This is a genomic window from Trinickia soli (genome assembly GCF_002879855.1).
GTDB classification, from domain to species: domain Bacteria; phylum Pseudomonadota; class Gammaproteobacteria; order Burkholderiales; family Burkholderiaceae; genus Trinickia; species Trinickia soli.
In genome coordinates this window covers 204,556-222,345 of sequence record NZ_PNYB01000007.1, presented here as the reverse complement: position 1 = coordinate 222,345, position 17,790 = coordinate 204,556, and the positions used below count along the sequence as shown (strand labels likewise).

The window sequence follows — 17,790 nt, the reverse complement described above, 5'->3', positions numbered from 1 at the left end:
GTGCTTTTCCAGCACGAGGCGCTGAGCCCGGGCCAATCGCAACCGCTCCGTACCCATGCAATAGCAGCGCGCTCCGAGCCCTCGCCATCTCAATGGGCTGCCCGCTTTGCGGCCCGTTTCCAAGGAGAATCCATGTCGCTTGCCGTGGTGCGCTCGCGCGCGCCGGCCGCCGGCCGCGCGCCTGAAGTTACCGTCGAAGTTCATCTCGCCAACGGGCTGCCGTCGTTTTCTATCGTCGGTCTGCCCGACCTCGAAGTGCGCGAGAGCCGCGAGCGCGTGCGCGCCGCGCTGCAAAACTGCGGCTTCGAATTTCCCGTCCGCCGTATCACCGTCAATCTGGCGCCGGCTGATCTGCCCAAAGAGTCGGGCCGCTTCGACCTGCCTATCGCCCTGGGCATCCTCGCGGCCAGTGGACAAATCCCCGCTGGTGCGCTCGGCGAACGCGAATTCGCCGGTGAACTCTCGCTCACCGGCGCACTGCGGCCGATGCGTGGCGCGTTCGCGATGGCTTGCGGAACCGCGCGTAGCGGTCGGGCGGCTTCGTCACCGGCGGCGGCTCACGTTGGCACAAGGGGCGCGGGCGGCGCGCAGGCCGGCGGTCGTTCCGCTCGCGCTGAACCGGCTGCGCTCGACGATCTACCGCAACTGTATCTGCCTGCATCGAGCGCCGCGGAGGCGGCACTCGTGCCGGGCGTCGCGGTATTCGGGGCGGCCGGTTTGCCGGAACTCTGCGCCCATCTGCGCGGAGACGGACAGGCGCGGCTCACCCCCATTGCGCCGCCCGCGCCCGGGCAGAGGGCGGCGCCGGCTCCCGGACCCGACATGGCGGACGTGATCGGCCAGCATGGCGCCCGTCGTGCGCTCGAAGTGGCTGCGGCCGGCGGCCATCATGTGCTCATGGTCGGCCCGCCCGGCGCCGGCAAGTCGATGCTCGCAGCGCGGCTGCCGGCCCTGTTGCCGCCCATGACGGACGACGAGGCGCTCAGCTCGGCCGCCCTGCTTTCGGCCAGCGCACTCGGTTTCTCACCGACGCAGTGGCGGCAACGGCCGTTCCGCGCGCCCCATCATTCTTCGAGTGCGGCGGCGCTCGTCGGTGGTCGCAACCCGCCGCAGCCGGGCGAAATCACGCTCGCGCATCTCGGCGTCCTGTTTCTCGATGAACTGCCGGAGTTCGATCGTCATGTGCTGGAAATGCTCCGGGAGCCGCTGGAAGCAGGGCGAATCACGGTCTCGCGCGCCGCGCTGCAGGTCGACTTCCCGGCCGCCTGCCAGCTCGTCGCAGCGATGAACCCATGCCCGTGCGGCTGGCGCGGCGATCCGGGCGGCCGTTGCCGCTGCACGCCCGAAGTCGCCACGCGCTATCTGCGCAAATTGTCGGGGCCGCTCGTCGACCGGATCGACATTCAGATCGAACTGCCGGCCCTGACACCCGCCGAATTGAGCGTGCGCACCGGCGAAAAGGGCGAAAAGGGCGAGCCGAGCATGGCTGTCGCAGCACGCGTGGCCGCTGCGCGTGAGCGGCAAATGGCGCGGCAAGGCAAGACGAATCGCGAGCTGACCGGACGCGAAACCGACGATGTCTGCCGTTTGGACGCCGCGAGCGAAGCGCTGCTGCGCGAAGCGAGCGAACGTTTTCGCTGGTCGGCGCGCGCCTACTACCGCGTGTTGAAGGTCGCTCGCTCGATCGCCGATCTTGCCGGTGACATGATGCCCAATGCCGGCCAGATCGCCGAGGCAGTCCAATATCGGCGCGTCTTTCCCGCTGGATAGGCACAAAAAAGCGCTGTCAAGACTTGACTTATACACAAATGCGACAGCGCCCCAACCTGACGACCGTTTGAAGGCATCACACGAGCGTTGTGGTACAGCAGGTTGATTTTTAAGGGTATTTGAATTTTTGGAATTGCCGGATTGGGTCGCACCACTCATTTCACGTTGGCAATTGGTACGGCTCGCCCCAAGTTCTCAACAGAGTTATCCACATCCGCTGTGGATAGAGCACAAACCTACCAAAAATCCGAGGATGCGCCGCGCCTGGCGCGGCGAAATTTCAATGAATCGCCCGCCACCGCGCATCACCGGCCGTGGCGATTTGCCGCAGTCGTCGTTGCGCCGTCCATTCGTTACCGGACTTTCAAAGAGCCGAAGAATTGATCCGACTGCTCTTGCGGCGGCGCATGCGCCGCAACGATGGCGGCCTGATACACATGCCGTCCTCGTCCTACGATCCAGGCGTGGATCGTGCGTTGCTCGTGCGCTGGACCGGCCGCGCCCGTTGCGACGATCTCGATTCCGGGCGCCGTCGCGCCGGCCGACAGCGGCACCTGGACGGCACGCTCGAGCGGCGACGTGCCCAGGTTGCGTGCAAGGGCGCTGCGCAATGCGTCGATCACCGACTGCTGCAGTTGTGCGTCGTCGCGCGGTAGATCGATCGCCGCAATCGCAAAGACGGCGCCTTGCGTGTGCGCCGCGCGAACGTGCATTGGCAGCGGACGACCGGCGATATCGACGCTGCGCTCGTCGACCGTCGGCTTCGCCGGCAAATCGATCTCGTAGCCCTCCGCGGGGTCGGCGACCGTGCGCCAGTTATAGGCCGGCGAACACGCCGCAAGGAATGCGGCGCATGCGAGCAGTCGAAGCACTGCCCGCGGAGCCGCGCAGTGTGCGCGCAAAGGTGACAGGAACGCCGCAGCGAAGGAGCGCGGCAACGTCGAACGCAGGCTGAGAGGCCAGCCACGGTGACAAAAACGCATACGGGAAAAGTGAGAACGATCGAAACGGGGCAACAGCACGAGAACGGCATTATCCTTCATCGACGCCCGCTGCCGCCGGCCTTCGCATTGCGCGTCGGCCCCCCAACCTCCACACCGGGCAATTAAGGCTAAAATAGCGGCGCCGAATCGCACTGCGGGCCGCCTTCCCTTGATGTGGCCCCTTGACTTCAGCCGGTCGCGATTGCCCAGCAAGAGGTCGTACTCATGAGCCAGACTCCCGCTTCCCCCGCCCGCCGCGCGAGCCCCGTGCGCTACGTCGCGCTCGCCGCCGCAGCGGTCGCTATCGCCATCGCCGGCTACTTCGCCTTCGGCAGCAGCCAGCATGTGCCCGATGCCACCTTCACGCTGCTGTCCAGCCAGAAGCTGTCGACGGCGGATCTGAAGGGTAAGGTGTATCTCGTCAACTTCTGGGCGACCGACTGCGAAACCTGCATCAAAGAGATGCCGCAGATGGTCGATACCTACAACCGCTTCAAGGGGCGTGGGCTCGAATTCGTCGCCGTCGCCATGAAGTACGACGCGCCGATGTACGTGGTCAACTACGCGCAAACGCGGCAGTTGCCGTTCAAGGTGGCCATGGACGACGGCAGCGCCGCCAAAGCATTCGGCAACGTGCAAATGACGCCGACGACATTCGTCGTCGACAAGAACGGCACGATTCTGAAGCGTTACGTCGGCGAGCCGCAGTTCGCCGAACTCGATCAGCTGCTGCAAAAGGCGCTCGGCTCGGCCTGACACCGCGCATGGCGCAGGCGCGCGAGACGCACGGTCTGCGCGGCCTCAGGCCTCAGGCTTCATGCTTCCTGATTTGAATCCTTCCCGGCCTCGCCACGTTCGGCGAGGCCGTATCGTTTGATCTTCTCGTAAAGCGTCGCCTTGCCGATCTGCAGTTCGTCGGCCGCGCTCGAAACGGCTCCGTCATGCCGTTCGAGCGCTTCGGCGATTGCCGCCCGCTCGAATTGCTCGACCCGTTCCTTCAGCGATCGCGCCGGCGCCGCTTCACCGGCACGGCCGCTTGGCGCGGGCTGGATGCCGAGCACGAGCCGATCGGCGGCATTGCGCAGCTCGCGGACGTTCCCGGGCCAGTCGCGCGCCATGAGATCGGCGCGTTGGCGCGTCGTCAGCATCGGCGCCGGCCGGCCGTAGCGCACCGCGGCATCGAGCACGAAGTGTTCGATCAACGGCACGATGTCTTCACGTCGCTCCGCAAGCGCCGGCAGCGCGATCGTCACGACATCGAGGCGGTAAAGCAGATCGCGCCGAAATACGCCCGACGACACGAGCGCCTGCATATCGCCCTTGGCCGCCGCGACGATGCGCAGATCGACGCGCACCGGCTGATTCGATCCCAAACGTTCGAGCGTGCCCTCTTGCAGCACACGCAGCAGCTTTACCTGCAGCGCGGGCGGCATGCTCTCGATCTCGTCGAGAAAGACGGTGCCGCCCGATGCGTGCTCGAACTTGCCGATGCGACGCTTCATTGCGCCCGTGAAAGCACCCGCTTCATAGCCGAACATTTCCGACTCGAACATCGACTCGGGCAGCGCGCCGCAATTGATGGCGACGAACGCCCCCGCCTTGCGCGCCGAGAGTTCATGCAAGCTGCGAGCCACGAGTTCTTTGCCCGTGCCGGTATCGCCGATGATGAGCACCGACGCGTCGGTCGGCGCAACGTTGACGATCAGGCGGCGTACCTCGTCGATGGCGGCGCTACGCCCGATGATGCGCGGCACCAGTGCATCGCGAGCGGCGAGTTCGCGCCGCAACGCGACGTTCTCCAGCAGTAGCCGACGACGTTCGAGTGCGCGGCGCACAGTGTCGATGAGCCGCTCCGCCGCGAACGGCTTCTCGACGAAGTCGTAGGCGCCGTCGCGCATCGCCTGAACCGCCATCGAAATGTCGCCGTGCCCCGTGACGAGCACCACGGGCACATCAGGCGCGCGCTCGCGACACTCCGCGAGCAGATCGAGGCCGCTCGCGCCGGGCAATCGAATGTCGCTGACGATCACGCCGGCGAATTCATCGAAGGGCGCCTCCAACACGTGGCGCGCCGCTTCAACCGAGTCGAACCCCGCCACGGTGAGCCCTGCGAGTTGCAAGCTCTGCACGCTTGCGCGCCGCACGAGTTCGTCGTCTTCGATGAAGATCACCTGCGGGTTGTCCGTCGCCGCCGTCGCGTTCATATCGATCCGAATCATTCGTAAGCGTTGAAGAGGAAGCCGCCTCAGCGCGGCGCAGCAGGGTCAGGTTGAGGCGCAAGGGTTGTCGCACGGCGCAGCGTCAGCACAAACACCGCGCCGCCGCCCGCATCGTTGTGCGCGCCAAGCGAGCCACCGCAATCGCGCGCGATCGACGAGGCGATCGCAAGACCGAGCCCCAGCCCTTTGCCGGTCTGCTTCGTCGTGAAAAAAGGCTCGAACAGCCGGGGCAGGACATCGGCGGCAATCCCCGGGCCATTGTCGCGCACCGCGATCGCCAGTGCTTCGTCGGCGACATCGACGTCGATACAAAGCCGGGGGCTTGCGACCGTATCGAGCGCGTCGAGCGCATTGCCAATCAGATTGATGAGCGCCTGTTCGAGCCGCAGGTCGTCGCAATATGCAATCAACGAGGCGTGCTCGGCTGTCACATCGAACGGCCGGTAGCCGCCAGCATCGATCGGCGCCGGTTGCGATCGAGGATCGGCCAACGTCCGGACCTCGCGTATGCGCAGTTGCAGCGATACCGGTTGCAGCCGCTTTTGCAGCAATTGCAGCGCGTTGCGCAGCGCTCGTGCGACCGGCGAGCGCGCATTGTGCGTCTGCGCGCGGCCGACGAACAGCTTCAGCTGATTCGTGATCTTGCCCATGCGATCGGTCAATGCGCCGATCGCCTCCAGGTTCTCGCGCGCGTCGGCCAGCGCGCCGCGCTCGATCAGCACGCGCGTGTTGTCGGAGAACGTGCGCAGTGCCGTCAGCGGCTGATTGAGCTCATGCGTAATGCCGGCGGCCATCTGACCGAGCGCCGCGAGCTTGCTCGTTTGCAGCAGCTCGGCGTGCGCCGCGCGCAGTTCGTTCTCGGCGCGCGTGCGCTCGGCTACTTCGGTCTGCAACTGCGCGTTCGCGGCCTGCAAATCTGCCGTGCGTTCTTCGACGCGCTGATTCAGTTCCGCATAGGCCTTTTGCAACAACGTGCGCCCCTTCATCATCTCGCGCAAACGCGCCCGTCGCATGCGCCAATAAAACGCCAGCAAGCAAAGCGAGACGAACCCGAACCCGACAGCGGCCGTCGCATTGCGCGCGTCGTCGAGAACCGGGTCGACCGGCGCGAGCGTCATCAACTGCCAGTCGGGCACACCGAGGCCGCGCTGCGTCAGCAGGTAATATGGCGAGAACCGTCGCGAGCCGACGCGCACAACGCGCGCCTCCGACGCATTGAGCGCGCGCACCGGCGTGATCGGCAGCTTCGAAATCGACTGCTGAGCGTATTGGCGCGTCTCTTCGATGGCTGCGGTGACTTCGCGCGGCAAGTCGCGCACCGTGCGGTACTTCCACGCCGGCACCGACGACAGGAAGATCACCCCGTGCTTGTCGACGACAAACACAGGCTCGTTCGCATCGGCGCCCGCAAACCATTCGAGATTGAGCTTGAGCACCGCCACGCCGACGATCCGGCCGCCTCGATAGACGGGTTGGGAGATGTAGTAGCCAGGCACGTGCGAGACCGTGCCGATGCCGAAAAAGCGGCCGACGTGCGCGCCCATCGCGTCGACAAAGTACGGCCGAAAGCGGTACTGCGACCCCGCGAAGCTGTCGGCGCGGTCCCAGTTGCTGGCCGACAGGCAGAGGCCGTCGGCGCGGATGATGTAGGTAACGTCGGCGTGCGCGTGTGCGTTCGCGTCCGAGAGGTACCGATTGGCGCGCTCGATGGCATCGGGCGCGCCGGTTTCGAGCGCCTCGCCGACAACCGGTTGACTGGCGACGAGATAGGACAGCGATTCATAGCGCTCGAGCGTGTCGGCCAATGCACTGACGTTACGGTCGGCCCGCACGGTGGCTTGCTGCTGCAAAGCGCCGATCCCGCGCCGCCAGGCAAGATGCCACGTCGCGCTGCACAGCGCGACGAGCGCCGCGGCGAGCGCAAGAACGACAATGAGACGGCGCGTCACGGTGGGCAATTCCGGGCTTGAGCGAGTGAGCTATTGTGGCACAGCCGATCGCGCCCGGCCGGCCGTGCCACACAATGTCGGCCTGCTTAGACGCCTGCCACGTTCGTCTGCGCTTCGGCTTCCCCCGCGCTGCCATTGCGGCCCAGCGCGGCGCGCAGCTTCGAGCGGTCGAGCTCCTTCTCCCAGGCGGAGACGACGACAGTAGCCACGCCGTTGCCGACGAGGTTCGTCAGCGCACGGCATTCGCTCATGAAGCGATCGATGCCGAGAATCAGCACCATACCCGCAAGCGGAATCGTCGGGACCACGGCAAGCGTCGCCGCGAGCGTGATGAATCCGGCGCCTGTCACGCCGCTCGCGCCCTTGGAGGTCAGCATGGCGACCGCGATCAGCGTGAGTTGCTGCATGAGCGTGAGGTCGGTGTTCGTCGCCTGAGCAATGAACAGCACGGCCATCGTCATGTAGATGTTGGTGCCGTCGAGATTGAACGAGTAACCCGTGGGCACGACGAGACCGACGACGGAGCGCGAGCAGCCGAGCTTCTCGAGCTTGGCCATCAGTTGCGGGAGTGCGGCTTCGGACGAGCTCGTGCCAAGCACGATCAGCATCTCTTCCTTGATGTAGGCGATGAAGCGCACGATGTTGAAGCCGACGAGGCGTGCGACGGTGCCCAGCACGACAAGCACGAACACGATCGAGGTCAGATAGAAGGTGCCGATCAGCTTCATGAGCGGCAGCAGCGAGCCGAGGCCGTACTTGCCGATCGTGAACGCCATCGCGCCGAACGCACCGATGGGGGCGAGCTTCGTCACGATGCGCACGATGCCGAACAGCACTTGCGAGACGCTGTCGATGAAATCGGTGACGGGCTTGCCACGCTCGCCGATCGTCGCGAGCACGCTACCGAACAGCAGCGCGACGAGCAGGATCTGCAGAATCTCGCCCTGCGCGAACGCATCGATCATCGTGTGCGGAATGATGTGCATGAAGAAGTCGACCGCGCTCTGGCCATGCGCTTTCGCCGCATAAGAGGCCACGGCTTTGCCGTCAAGCGAATTGACGTCGACGTTGAAGCCGGCGCCCGGCTTCAGCACGTGCGTGGCGATGAGGCCGAGCACGAGGGCGAAAGTCGAGATCACTTCGAAGTAGAGCAACGCCTTGCCGCCGACGCGACCGACCTTCTTCATGTCCTCCATGCCGGCGATACCGGAGACAACCGTACAGAAAATGATCGGGCCGATGACCATTTTCACGAGTTTGATGAATGCGTCCCCGAGCGGCTTCATGTCGATGGCGAGCGCGCTCGAAAAGTGACCGAGCAGGATGCCGGCGATGATCGCGGCAAGCACCTGCAGATAGAGAATTCGGTAAAAGGGTTTTTTCAAAGGACGCATCGGTGTCTCCCAGCTTGGAAAAAGAGTCGATAGGCCAAAGGCGGCCGTTCGCGGGCCAAGCGATTGCAAGGTCGATGCCAGGGTGAGATCTCTCGTTAGTCTTTGATTTTATTGAAGTTATTAGCCAGGGCGAGCGGCTGAAATCCGGGTTTCCGGAAATCCGGACTGCGGGCGTCCGGCTTTTCGGAGCGATGAATTCGTCTGTTTTTTTGCTGCCGCGCGACTATGCGAGCACGCGGCATTGCTTTGATTGCGCGCGCACAAACGAATGCGGCGCGATCGGTCGCCAAGACCGATCGCGCCGCAGCGCAGCATCGCGAAATCGCAAAACGGCTATCGCGTATCAGCGACAGCCGTTCCCACCAAAGCCGTCAAACCACCCCGGCATCATGGGCTTGCTGATCGGCGTGGTAGCTCGAACGCACCATGGCGCCCACGGCCGCATGCGTGAAGCCCATCTTGTAGGCCTCTTCCTCATACATCTTGAACGTGTCCGGATGCACGTAAGCGCGCACGGGCAGGTGATGCTCCGACGGTTGCAGGTACTGGCCGATCGTCAGCATGTCGACATCATGCGCGCGCAGATCGCGCATCACCTGCAGGATCTCCTCCTCGGTTTCACCGAGGCCCACCATGAGGCCCGACTTCGTCGCCACGTCAGGATGAAGCGCCTTGAAGTCCTTCAGCAACTTGAGCGAATGCGCGTAGTCCGAACCCGGACGCGCTTCCTTATACAACCGCGGTACCGTTTCGAGGTTGTGGTTCATGACATCGGGCGGCGCTGCGTTCAGGATGCCGAGCGCACGATCGAGGCGGCCGCGGAAGTCCGGCGTGAGAATTTCGATGCGCGTGAGCGGCGAATGCTCGCGCACGTGCTTGATACATTCGACGAAGTGAGCCGCGCCGCCGTCGCGCAAATCGTCGCGATCGACGCTCGTGATGACGACATATTTGAGCTTGAGCGCCGCGATCGTGCGAGCCAGATTCAAAGGCTCATCGGCATCGAGCGGATCGGGACGGCCGTGGCCCACATCGCAGAACGGGCAGCGGCGCGTGCATTTGTCACCCATGATCATGAACGTGGCCGTGCCCTTGCCGAAGCATTCGCCGATGTTCGGGCAACTCGCCTCTTCGCACACCGTATGCAGGTTGTGCTCGCGCAGGATCTGCTTGATCTCCGAGAAACGCGAGCTGCCCGTCGCCGCCCGGACGCGAATCCATTCGGGCTTCTTCAGCTTCTCGATCGGCACGACCTTGATCGGAATGCGCGCCGTCTTGGCCTGCGCCTTTTGCTTGGCGGTGGCATCGTAGGGCGCGGGAGCGGCTTGCGGCGCGTCGGGTGCGCCGCTCGGTTGAGCGGTAACGTCAGTCATTCGGTGATCCAGTCGATGAGCGATGCTCGGTAGCACCGTCGAGGTTCGCGGCGAGCCGCGCCGCCAAAGTTTCGGCCACATCCTGCCAGCCGGCGGCGACGCCCAGCGTCGCCATGTCGACCGTTTCGAGCCCCGCATAGCCGCAGGGATTGATCGCGAGAAACGGCCGTAGATCCATCTCTACATTGAGGCTCACGCCGTGATAGCTGCATCCATTGCGGATTTTCAGGCCCAGCGCGGCAATCTTCGCGCCCTCATGCCCGTGCGCCGCTGACCCCGGCGCGACATAAATGCCCGGTGCGCCAGCCCGGCGTTCGCCGGCGAGATTATACGCCGCAAGGGTGTCGATCACCGCCTGCTCGATTCGCACCACGAGATCGCGCACGAACAGCTTGCGGCGGCGCAGATCGAGCAGCAGATAGGCGACGACCTGCCCCGGTCCGTGATAAGTGATCTGCCCACCGCGGTCGACTTTGACGAGCGGAATGGCCGGATCGGCCGCCAGCAGATGGGCCGGGTCGCCCGCCTGGCCAAGCGTAAACACGGGAGGATGTTCGACGAGCCAGATTTCGTCGGGCGTGTCGGCCGTCCGAGCTTCGGTGAAGGCACGCATGGCGTCGAAGGCGGCCTCGTAAGGCTCGCGCCCACGCCACCGGACGATCGGAGACGGTCCGGCGGCCGCGGGCGCCTCGACGACAGCGGCGCAGCCTGGCGCCGCGTCCGGCGTGGCCGCGCCCGAACCGACGGGCAGCGAAGAGACGGACGAAAAAGACGATGCGGCGCACATGATTGCCGCAGTTTACCGGAATCGGGACCGGCTCGCCCGAGCCGTTCCACGATCGCTTGAGCGAAATCAACGGCTTAGGCCACTCGGGGCTCGTGCCCGCATGGCCGCCGCATCCTCAAACCGTGCGCCATCCGCCGAAGCGGGCCGCCCACCAGTCGGTCATCGACTGAACCAGATCGGCAAAGACGGCCGTCCGCGGCAGCGGCGCAACGAACGCGACACAGGCCGGGCTCGCCCCGTCGACGCTGAGCCAGAGCCGTTCGCCCCGCCGCAGACGCAACGAACGCCCCGGCGCAAGCCAGTAGTCCTCGACGTCGTTGCTGCGCGTCACCCAGAGCGGCGCCCCATGCACCGAGACGCGCGTACTGTGCGCGACCATCATCGGCACGGTTTCGCCGGGGACGATTTCGAACGTGAAGCTTGAAGAAATTTGTCGCATGATCGTATCCACCAAAAGGTTGCTCCGTGACTAGAATCGTAGGCGCAGCAAGCTTTACGGCAAAACGATCAATTCTCACGCTTATGTGAGAAAAACTAACAGAACACGCCCATTCACCGCTATGGACCTACGACAACTTCCCGCGCTCAATGCGCTGAAGACATTCGAAGCCGCCGCCCGCCACGAGAGCTTTTCGCGCGCGGCCGACGAGCTGTTCGTCACGCATGGCGCTGTCAGTCATCAAATCCGCGCGCTCGAAGAGGAGCTCGGCACGTCGTTGTTCCTGCGCGAGGGCAAGCGCGTGCGGCTGAGCGACGCCGGCTGCCGCTATGCGAAGGATGTGCGATCGGCGCTCATGGCGCTTGCCGACGCCACGCGGGAGGTGCGCGAAGGTCAGCGTGCACGACGGCTGGTCGTCTCGTCGCTGTCGTCGTTCTCGGCACGCTGGATGACTCCGCGCATCGGTCGCTTCATCGAGCGGCATCCCGAAGTGGACGTCGAGTTGCTGTCGACGAATGCCCTGACCGACTTCACGCGCGATGACGTCGACGTCGGCATTCGCTTCGGCGCGGGCGACTATCCCGATCTTCATGTCGAACGGCTGCTCGACGAGGTGGCGTTTCCCGTCTGCGCACCGACCTACCATCCCGGCGCGCTGCCGAAGACGCCGGCCGAACTGGCGGCCTCGCCGCGGCTCCTGCGCTCCGACGATCAAATGTGGGCGATCTGGTTCAAGGCGGCGGGGCTCAAAGGTATCCCCGAGCCGCGACGCGGCGTGCTTTATCAGGATTCGTCGAACCTGCTGCAAGCGGCAATGGATGGGCAGGGGATCGCCATGCTGCGGCGCTCGATCGCGACGGAGGAACTGGCCAGCGGCCGGCTCGTGCGCCTGTTCGACATCGACGCGCCGAGCCCGTTCGCCTACTGGTTCGTCTGCCCGCCGCCGTTGCTCGCCAGCGCGCGGGTGCAGGCGTTTCGCACCTGGCTGATGGAGGAAGTGGAGCGCTTTCGCGCTCAGTTCATAGCACCACCGACACCATCGGATGCCCGGTGAGGGCGCGATAGATGTCGTCGAGATGCTCGCGGCTCAGCGCGCGGACCGTCACCGTCAAGCCGACGTAGTTGCCGCCGCTCGACGGCCGGGTTTCGATGCGCGCAACGTCGAAACCCGCATCGAACTGTTGCACGACGGCGATGATCGTTTCGGTGAAGTCGGGATGCGACTTTCCCATGACCTTGATCGGGAAATCGCAAGGGAATTCGAACAGGGATTCGTTCACCGGGCTCATCTCACGCCTCCGTCACTTCTTCTTGCCGAACATGAGCAAGAGCGAATCCCAGATGCGCCCGCCGATGCCCGCCTGCGGCACGGCTTGCAACGCGACGACCGGGAACTGCGTGAGCGTCTTGCCGTCGGCCACGATCTGCACCGTGCCCAGTTGCTGGCCATTCGCGATCGGCGCGACGAGCGGTTCGGTCAGCGCGAACTGCGGCTTGATCTTATCGCCCATGCCGCGCGGCACGGTGATGTACTGATCGCTCTTCACACCGACCTGCACCTTGTCCGCCACCCCTTTGTAGACGCGCGGCGTCTGCACGGCCTGGTTCGCTTTGAACAGGCGGACGGTGTCGTAAGCGCTATAGCCGTAGTTCAGCATCTTCATGCTGTCCTGCACGCGCTCGTGCTCCTTTTCCTCGCCCATCACCACGCTGACGAGGCGGCGCGACGCATCGGGCACGCCCGGCAGCGAGCGTTTCGCCGACGCGATGAGGCAGTAGCCGGCCGCCTGCGTGTGGCCCGTCTTCAGGCCATCGACGGTCGGGTCGAGCCACAGCAGCCGGTTGCGGTTCGGCTGCTTGATCTTGTTGTACGTGAACTCCTTGACCGAGAAGATGCTGTAGTACTCGGGATAGTCGCGAATCAGATGCGCGGAGAGAATCGCAAGATCGCCGGCCGTCGTGTAGTGCCCCGGCGAAGGCATGCCGTTCACGTCGGCGTAGTGCGTGCCCTTCATGCCGAGCCGCTGCGCTTCGGTGTTCATCATCTCGACGAAATGCGCCTCGCTGCCTCCGACAAGTTCGGCCAGCGCGATGGCGGCATCGTTACCCGACTGCACGATCATGCCGTAGACGAGGTCGTGAACCGTGACGGGCTTCTCCGCCTCGATGAACATGCGCGATTCGTCGTTTTTCACGCGGCGCACGGCGAGGCTCGGCATGACCACCTGATCCATCGAGATCTTCTTCGTCTGCAATGCTTCGAAGACGAGGTAGGCCGTCATCAGCTTGGTCAGCGACGCGGGCTCGACGCGCTCGTCGGCATTGCCCGACGCGAGCACCTGATTGCTCGTCGCATCGACGAGCACCCACGAGCGCGCGGTAACCGCCGGCGGCGGCACCTGGGCCGACGCCGGCGGCGCATAGGCCGCCGCTGCGACGAGCGTCGCGGCGATCAATGCGGCGGCTGGAGCCGAACGGTGAAACGATGAAGAAACGAGAGACGAGGTAAGCGACGGGAAGCCGAAAGAGGAAGAACGCATAGATCGATTCGTGCAGAAATGTGACGCGCGCAGTGCGTGCCCGCGGGAAGTGCCTGCCGCCGGCTGGCGGTTCTCGCCGCCCGTCGCGACGCACGATGAACGGGCGACGCAACCTGCGCGGCGCCGGTTTGACTCATGGCGCGCGATTCGGTTCGCGTCGATCGCTCCGTGCGCCCATGGCGTTGCCACGACGCGGCCCCCGATGCCTCACATCGGCAGCCACGCAGCGACGAGACGGCGCGCGAAAAAAATTTCGCCCATTATACGCGGCGCTTCTGCACGAAAACGCGCTTTTTGACGGTGCGCACGCCCCCCTGTCGCCGGTAATCGTCAGTCCAATCGCACCGGGCGCGGCATCAGCGCCAGGCGTCGAGCACGATCCGCTTCAGAATATGCAGCTTGCGATGCAGAAAGTGTTCCGCGCCCGGAATGACGACAACCGGCAGCTCCTGCGGCCGCGCCCAGTCGAATACGGACCCGATCGGCACGGTTTCGTCCTGTTCGCCGTGAATGACGAGCGTGTTCTCGGGCACGGTCGCAACGTCGAAGCGACTCGCGGCCGTGCCGACGAAGATCATGCGCTCGACCTGCTCGCCCCGCTCCGCGAGCATGCGCGCGACATGCGAAATCACGGCCGTGCCGAACGAGAAACCCGCCAATACGAGCGGCAGCCTCGCATGCTGCGGCTGCTCGCGCATATGCGCGAGCAGCGCGAGCAAGTCGTCGCGCTCGCCCACGCCTTCGTCGTGCTGGCCCTCTGTCTGTCCCACGCCGCGAAAGTTCGAGCGATAGGTGACGTAGCCGAGCTGCACGAGCGTGCGGGCGAGCGTCTGCGCGACCTTGTTGTCCATCGACCCGCCGAACAGCGGATGCGGATGCGCAACGAGCGCGATGCCGCGCGGTTCGCCCTCGGGCGCATCGAGCGCGACTTCGATTTTGCCGACGGGACCGTCGATCAGATATTTCTTCGTGTGAACGTTCATGGTGCGGCGGGGACCCGGTGACTCAATTGGGCTGATCGATGAGCAACCGCTCGACGATCCTGCCCTCCTTCAAGTGCGATTCGACGATTTCATCGAGGTCGGCTTCGTCGAAGTAGGTGTACCAGGTGCCTTCGGGATAAATGACGACGGCCGGCCCCTGCTCGCATCGATCGAGGCAGCCGGCCTTGTTGATGCGCACGTTGCCGGGGCCCGCGAGGCCGAGCTTCTTCACACGCTTTTTGGTGTGATCGAGCATTTTTTCGGCGTCACAGCGGCGGCCGCAACTGGGGCGCTCGGCATCGGGCTCGCGCTGATTGAGGCAGAAAAAGACGTGGTACTTGTAGAAGGAGTCCATGGTCTTCGGTTCGGAAATTGTGCCGGCCGGCGCATTCGCGCGTTGCCGCGTGAGCACCGCATGTCAAGCAGCAGCATCCGGCATGGATGGGATCGAGAAGCCGCGCCGATTATAGCGAGCGGCGCAGATCGGCGCACAAGCCCCGCGGGCCCGGAGTGTGCGCAACGGACGGACACGTCGCCCCGCGCCATGCGCAATGTCTGCGCAAGGCTGCCCAGCCGGTCGCATGACTGCCCGTTATATCGGCTGCGCGGCCTTACCTCGCGGGCGTGCCCGTCTGCATGCCGAGCCACGCCACGAGCTGGGCCACGAAGTCGTCGCTGGCGGCGGCCAGCGCATGCACGCCGCCAGCCGCGTCCGGCATGCTCGCGGGCGCGCGCGCCAGAAACGTCTGCTGCGCGAGCACCTTGCCGTCGCGCGTGAGCGTCGCCCTCGCCGTCAAGGCGCCGTGGCTCTGTCCCTCGCCATCGAACACCTGCTCGAACTGCTCCAGATCGATCGTCAACAACGGCGCCTGCACCGCCTGCCCGCCGCCGACGACTTCCCCGTGCGCAGCAAGGGCATGCCGCACCCGCTCGGTCAACAACTGCGCGGGCCGCATCGTCCAGTGACTGTTCGCATAGGCCGCGCTGCGTCGCGGGTCCGCGTAATTCATGCGGTACAGGATGTCGTCGGTCTCGAGCGCGCGCGGCGCCCGCACGTCGAACAGTCGCAACGTGGGCAGATCCCCTGAATAAGGCGCTGACGGCTCCGGCGAAGGTCCCAGGTCATAGCGGATGTTCGAGACTGCCGCGGGCAAACCGAGCGTGCAACCGCCGATCGATCCGAGCCAACCCGCGCCGCCCACCAGGACGCACACCGCCGTCAGCATGCGGGTGAACATCCGCGTCGGCAGCGAAGAACGATGTAAGGAACGAAGCGAAGATGTCGAGCGCATCGAGCGCATCGAACCGTCGCAGCAATCTGCGCGATCGCGATGATGAAAATCAGCCACCGCCGGGAGCTGCGGTCGGTCCGCTTTTGCCCGCGTGGTCGTATCGATTGAACATGCCATGAGGTTCGCTTCCTGTTTGCTTCTTCTTCGATTCAACGATGCTCGTCGGCGGCCGCACCGGTGGGCCACGCGAAGCCCGGCTCGCCGGGTCCGGGACGCGCGCGCGCCACGCCGAACAACACGCTCCCCGGGCTCGTGCTGAAGGTGTTGGCGGCGCGATCGAACGAGCGTGCCGCGCCGCTCATGTCGGTCGCGAGCGCATTCACGCGCGGCAGCGTCTCGTAGTCGATGCGCGCGGTCATCTCCTGCACCGACGCATCCATCGTCGCAAGGGCGCCGCCGGCGCGATCGGCCGCTACGCCGATCTTGTTCAGGTTCGCGACAAGCGGGCCATTGGACGACGACAGCGTCGCGACGAGCGCGTTCGTCGAAGCGAGCGTGCGCGTCAGTTCGTTCATCGCAGCCGGCAGTTGCGCGGCGGCCGGCGCGGCCGATTGCGCCAGCGTCGTGACGGCATCGGCCGCGTGCTGCAGACTCGCCGCCGTTGCCATCAGCTGGAGGCGCGATTGATCCGACAGCAATGCGTCGGCGCGCGCCGCGACGTTTTGCAGTTCGCTGAGCAGCGCGTCGCCCCGCTGTTGCAACTGATCGAACAAACCGGGCCGCATCGGCAATTGCGCGACCTGCTTGTTCGAGGTCGGCACGGGCGTCAGGTCGGTGCCCGTATCGTCGAGCTGCACGAACGCGATGCCGGTCACCCCTTGCAAGCCGAGACTGGCGAATGTCGAGCGCGTGATCGGCGCATTCTTGTCGACCAGAATGCGGATCACGATCGTGCCCGGATGAGCGTGATCGAACCGGATCGACTGCACCTTGCCGACCGCGAGACCGCGATAGCGCACGTCGGCATCGGTCGAAAGCCCCGTCACGTTCGTGTGCGAAATCAGGTCATACGGTATGCGCACCGTGCGGTCGAAGTTGAACCAGAACACGGCGAGCGCAATGGCGGCGCCAAGTCCGATCGTGAACAGCCCAGCCCAGAATGCATGCGATTTGTTTTCCATTCGCTTGGGTTCCCTTCGTTGCGCGATGCGTCGATATGCGGCGCTCGCTCACGTCATATCTGCACTTCGGCGGACGCGGACGCGAGCGCAGCCGCCGGCAACCGCGCCCGGCGCTCGGGCGGCAGCGCCTGCAGCGCACGGCGGCCGCGTCGGCCGAGGAAAAACTCGCGGATGAACGGATGGTCCACCGCAGCCGCGTCCTCGATCGGCGCAGCGACGAGCACGCGTCGATCGGCAATGACGGCCACCCGCGTCGACAGCGCCGTCATCGTGTCGAGATCGTGCGTGACCATCACCACGGTCAAGTCGAGCGCGCGATGAAGCGTAGCGATCAGTTCGACGAAATCCTCCGACGCCTGCGGATCGAGCCCCGCGGTCGGCTCATCGAGAAACAACAGCTCCGGTTCGAGCGCGAGCGCCCGCGCGATACCGACGCGCTTGATCATCCCGCCCGACAGCGCAGCCGGCATCTTCGACGCGTGCTTGCAGGGCAGCCCCACCATCTCGAGCTTGAGCATGACGATATCCTGCAGCAGCGGGGCCGGCACGCGGCCGAGCTCGCGGATCGGCTGCGCGATGTTGTCGAAGACCGACATCGACGAAAACAGCGCCCCTTGCTGAAACAGCATGCCCATACGGCTGCGCATGACGCGTACCGTGGCCTCGTCGATTGTCGACGTATCGCGCCCGAACACTTCGATCGTGCCCGACGTGGGCGCCTCGAGCCCGAGAATCTGGCGGATCAGCGACGTCTTGCCCGAGCCCGAGCCGCCGACGACCGAGACGATTTCGCCGCGCCGCACCTCGAAGTCGAGGTGCTCATGCACGATCATCGGGCCGTAGCGCTTGGTCAGATCGCGCACCTCGATCACGCGCTCGGCGATCACGGGCGGCGGACGGTTGCGCACAGCGGCGGAAAGAGGCGCAGTCATGTCGCGGG

General features: G+C 65.1%; 17 protein-coding genes. 3 read left to right on the top strand and 14 right to left on the bottom strand.

Going from position 1 to position 17,790, the window contains the following annotated elements:
- Positions 1–132 precede the first annotated feature (132 nt).
- Positions 133–1,770, top strand: a complete 1,638-nt coding sequence (locus C0Z19_RS10730) for a YifB family Mg chelatase-like AAA ATPase (protein WP_102609855.1) — start codon at positions 133–135, stop codon at positions 1,768–1,770.
- Between the two features lie 353 nt (positions 1,771–2,123).
- Here C0Z19_RS10730 and C0Z19_RS10725 read toward each other — a convergent pair whose 3' ends face one another.
- The gene (locus tag C0Z19_RS10725; RefSeq protein ID WP_102609854.1) at positions 2,124–2,642 is read right to left on the bottom strand and encodes a hypothetical protein; all 519 of its coding nucleotides are present in this window, start codon (positions 2,640–2,642) and stop codon (positions 2,124–2,126) included.
- 336 nt (positions 2,643–2,978) lie between these two features.
- On the opposite strand from C0Z19_RS10725, the gene C0Z19_RS10720 reads away from it, so the two are divergent.
- Positions 2,979–3,509: a TlpA disulfide reductase family protein gene (locus C0Z19_RS10720; protein WP_102609792.1), complete on the top strand. Its 531-nt coding sequence runs from the start codon at positions 2,979–2,981 to the stop codon at positions 3,507–3,509.
- Between the two features lie 59 nt (positions 3,510–3,568).
- Here C0Z19_RS10720 and C0Z19_RS10715 read toward each other — a convergent pair whose 3' ends face one another.
- The 6 genes from C0Z19_RS10715 to C0Z19_RS10690 all read right to left on the bottom strand — a co-directional run bounded on the left by C0Z19_RS10715 (position 3,569) and on the right by C0Z19_RS10690 (position 10,914).
- Complete coding sequence (locus C0Z19_RS10715) at positions 3,569–4,972, bottom strand: sigma-54-dependent transcriptional regulator (protein WP_269844837.1); 1,404 nt, start codon at positions 4,970–4,972, stop codon at positions 3,569–3,571.
- A 26-nt stretch (positions 4,973–4,998) separates the two neighbouring features.
- Positions 4,999–6,921 carry a sensor histidine kinase gene (locus tag C0Z19_RS10710; RefSeq protein ID WP_102609791.1) on the bottom strand — a complete coding sequence of 641 codons (1,923 nt, stop codon included), beginning with the start codon at positions 6,919–6,921 and terminating at the stop codon, positions 4,999–5,001.
- 86 nt (positions 6,922–7,007) lie between these two features.
- On the bottom strand, positions 7,008–8,315 hold the full coding sequence (locus C0Z19_RS10705; RefSeq protein ID WP_175084027.1) for a dicarboxylate/amino acid:cation symporter: 1,308 nt from the start codon (positions 8,313–8,315) through the stop codon (positions 7,008–7,010).
- Between the two features lie 371 nt (positions 8,316–8,686).
- On the bottom strand, positions 8,687–9,688 hold the full coding sequence (gene lipA / locus C0Z19_RS10700; RefSeq protein WP_102609790.1) for a lipoyl synthase: 1,002 nt from the start codon (positions 9,686–9,688) through the stop codon (positions 8,687–8,689).
- Positions 9,681–10,475 (bottom strand): lipoyl(octanoyl) transferase LipB, encoded by a 795-nt coding sequence (gene lipB / locus C0Z19_RS10695; RefSeq protein WP_102609789.1) that lies wholly within the window; start codon positions 10,473–10,475, stop codon positions 9,681–9,683. Before lipB ends, lipA begins: the two co-directional genes overlap by 8 nt.
- Positions 10,476–10,590: 115 nt before the next feature.
- Positions 10,591–10,914, bottom strand: coding sequence for a DUF2917 domain-containing protein (locus tag C0Z19_RS10690; protein WP_102609851.1), 324 nt, complete (start codon positions 10,912–10,914; stop codon positions 10,591–10,593).
- A gap of 121 nt (positions 10,915–11,035) precedes the next feature.
- Between C0Z19_RS10690 and C0Z19_RS10685 the strand changes: the two genes are divergently transcribed.
- The gene (locus tag C0Z19_RS10685; RefSeq protein WP_102609788.1) at positions 11,036–11,968 is read left to right on the top strand and encodes a transcriptional regulator GcvA; all 933 of its coding nucleotides are present in this window, start codon (positions 11,036–11,038) and stop codon (positions 11,966–11,968) included.
- Here C0Z19_RS10685 and C0Z19_RS10680 read toward each other — a convergent pair.
- The 7 genes from C0Z19_RS10680 to C0Z19_RS10645 form a co-directional block, all read right to left on the bottom strand.
- Positions 11,934–12,203 (bottom strand): DUF493 family protein, encoded by a 270-nt coding sequence (locus C0Z19_RS10680; protein WP_102609787.1) that lies wholly within the window; start codon positions 12,201–12,203, stop codon positions 11,934–11,936. The genes C0Z19_RS10685 and C0Z19_RS10680 overlap by 35 nt on opposite strands.
- A 12-nt stretch (positions 12,204–12,215) precedes the next feature.
- The gene (locus C0Z19_RS10675; RefSeq protein WP_102609786.1) at positions 12,216–13,454 is read right to left on the bottom strand and encodes a D-alanyl-D-alanine carboxypeptidase family protein; all 1,239 of its coding nucleotides are present in this window, start codon (positions 13,452–13,454) and stop codon (positions 12,216–12,218) included.
- Between the two features lie 356 nt (positions 13,455–13,810).
- Entirely contained in the window at positions 13,811–14,437 is a 627-nt protein-coding gene (locus C0Z19_RS10665) for an alpha/beta hydrolase (protein WP_102609784.1), read from the bottom strand.
- Between the two features lie 22 nt (positions 14,438–14,459).
- Positions 14,460–14,792: a (2Fe-2S) ferredoxin domain-containing protein gene (locus C0Z19_RS10660; RefSeq protein ID WP_102609850.1), complete on the bottom strand. Its 333-nt coding sequence runs from the start codon at positions 14,790–14,792 to the stop codon at positions 14,460–14,462.
- A 256-nt stretch (positions 14,793–15,048) separates the two neighbouring features.
- Positions 15,049–15,675, bottom strand: coding sequence for an ABC-type transport auxiliary lipoprotein family protein (locus tag C0Z19_RS10655; RefSeq protein WP_102609849.1), 627 nt, complete (start codon positions 15,673–15,675; stop codon positions 15,049–15,051).
- A 203-nt stretch (positions 15,676–15,878) separates the two neighbouring features.
- On the bottom strand, positions 15,879–16,850 hold the full coding sequence (locus C0Z19_RS10650; RefSeq protein WP_102609783.1) for an MlaD family protein: 972 nt from the start codon (positions 16,848–16,850) through the stop codon (positions 15,879–15,881).
- A 53-nt stretch (positions 16,851–16,903) separates the two neighbouring features.
- Positions 16,904–17,782, bottom strand: coding sequence for an ABC transporter ATP-binding protein (locus C0Z19_RS10645; protein ID WP_102609782.1), 879 nt, complete (start codon positions 17,780–17,782; stop codon positions 16,904–16,906).
- Between the last annotated feature and the right edge of the window lie 8 nt (positions 17,783–17,790).

Excerpts from the sequence above, each read along its gene's own strand:
- C0Z19_RS10730 (WP_102609855.1), top strand. The coding sequence starts at position 133 with ATGTCGCTTGCCGTGGTGCGCTCGCGCGCGCCGGCCGCCGGCCGCGCG.
- C0Z19_RS10720 (WP_102609792.1), top strand. The coding sequence starts at position 2,979 with ATGAGCCAGACTCCCGCTTCCCCCGCCCGCCGCGCGAGCCCCGTGCGC.
- C0Z19_RS10715 (WP_269844837.1), bottom strand. The coding sequence starts at position 4,972 with ATGATTCGGATCGATATGAACGCGACGGCGGCGACGGACAACCCGCAG.
- C0Z19_RS10705 (WP_175084027.1), bottom strand. The coding sequence starts at position 8,315 with ATGCGTCCTTTGAAAAAACCCTTTTACCGAATTCTCTATCTGCAGGTG.
- lipA (WP_102609790.1), bottom strand. The coding sequence starts at position 9,688 with ATGACTGACGTTACCGCTCAACCGAGCGGCGCACCCGACGCGCCGCAA.
- lipB (WP_102609789.1), bottom strand. The coding sequence starts at position 10,475 with ATGTGCGCCGCATCGTCTTTTTCGTCCGTCTCTTCGCTGCCCGTCGGT.
- C0Z19_RS10690 (WP_102609851.1), bottom strand. The coding sequence starts at position 10,914 with ATGCGACAAATTTCTTCAAGCTTCACGTTCGAAATCGTCCCCGGCGAA.
- C0Z19_RS10685 (WP_102609788.1), top strand. The coding sequence starts at position 11,036 with ATGGACCTACGACAACTTCCCGCGCTCAATGCGCTGAAGACATTCGAA.
- C0Z19_RS10680 (WP_102609787.1), bottom strand. The coding sequence starts at position 12,203 with ATGAGCCCGGTGAACGAATCCCTGTTCGAATTCCCTTGCGATTTCCCG.
- C0Z19_RS10675 (WP_102609786.1), bottom strand. The coding sequence starts at position 13,454 with ATGCGTTCTTCCTCTTTCGGCTTCCCGTCGCTTACCTCGTCTCTCGTT.
- C0Z19_RS10665 (WP_102609784.1), bottom strand. The coding sequence starts at position 14,437 with ATGAACGTTCACACGAAGAAATATCTGATCGACGGTCCCGTCGGCAAA.
- C0Z19_RS10660 (WP_102609850.1), bottom strand. The coding sequence starts at position 14,792 with ATGGACTCCTTCTACAAGTACCACGTCTTTTTCTGCCTCAATCAGCGC.
- C0Z19_RS10655 (WP_102609849.1), bottom strand. The coding sequence starts at position 15,675 with ATGTTCACCCGCATGCTGACGGCGGTGTGCGTCCTGGTGGGCGGCGCG.
- C0Z19_RS10650 (WP_102609783.1), bottom strand. The coding sequence starts at position 16,850 with ATGGAAAACAAATCGCATGCATTCTGGGCTGGGCTGTTCACGATCGGA.
- C0Z19_RS10645 (WP_102609782.1), bottom strand. The coding sequence starts at position 17,782 with ATGACTGCGCCTCTTTCCGCCGCTGTGCGCAACCGTCCGCCGCCCGTG.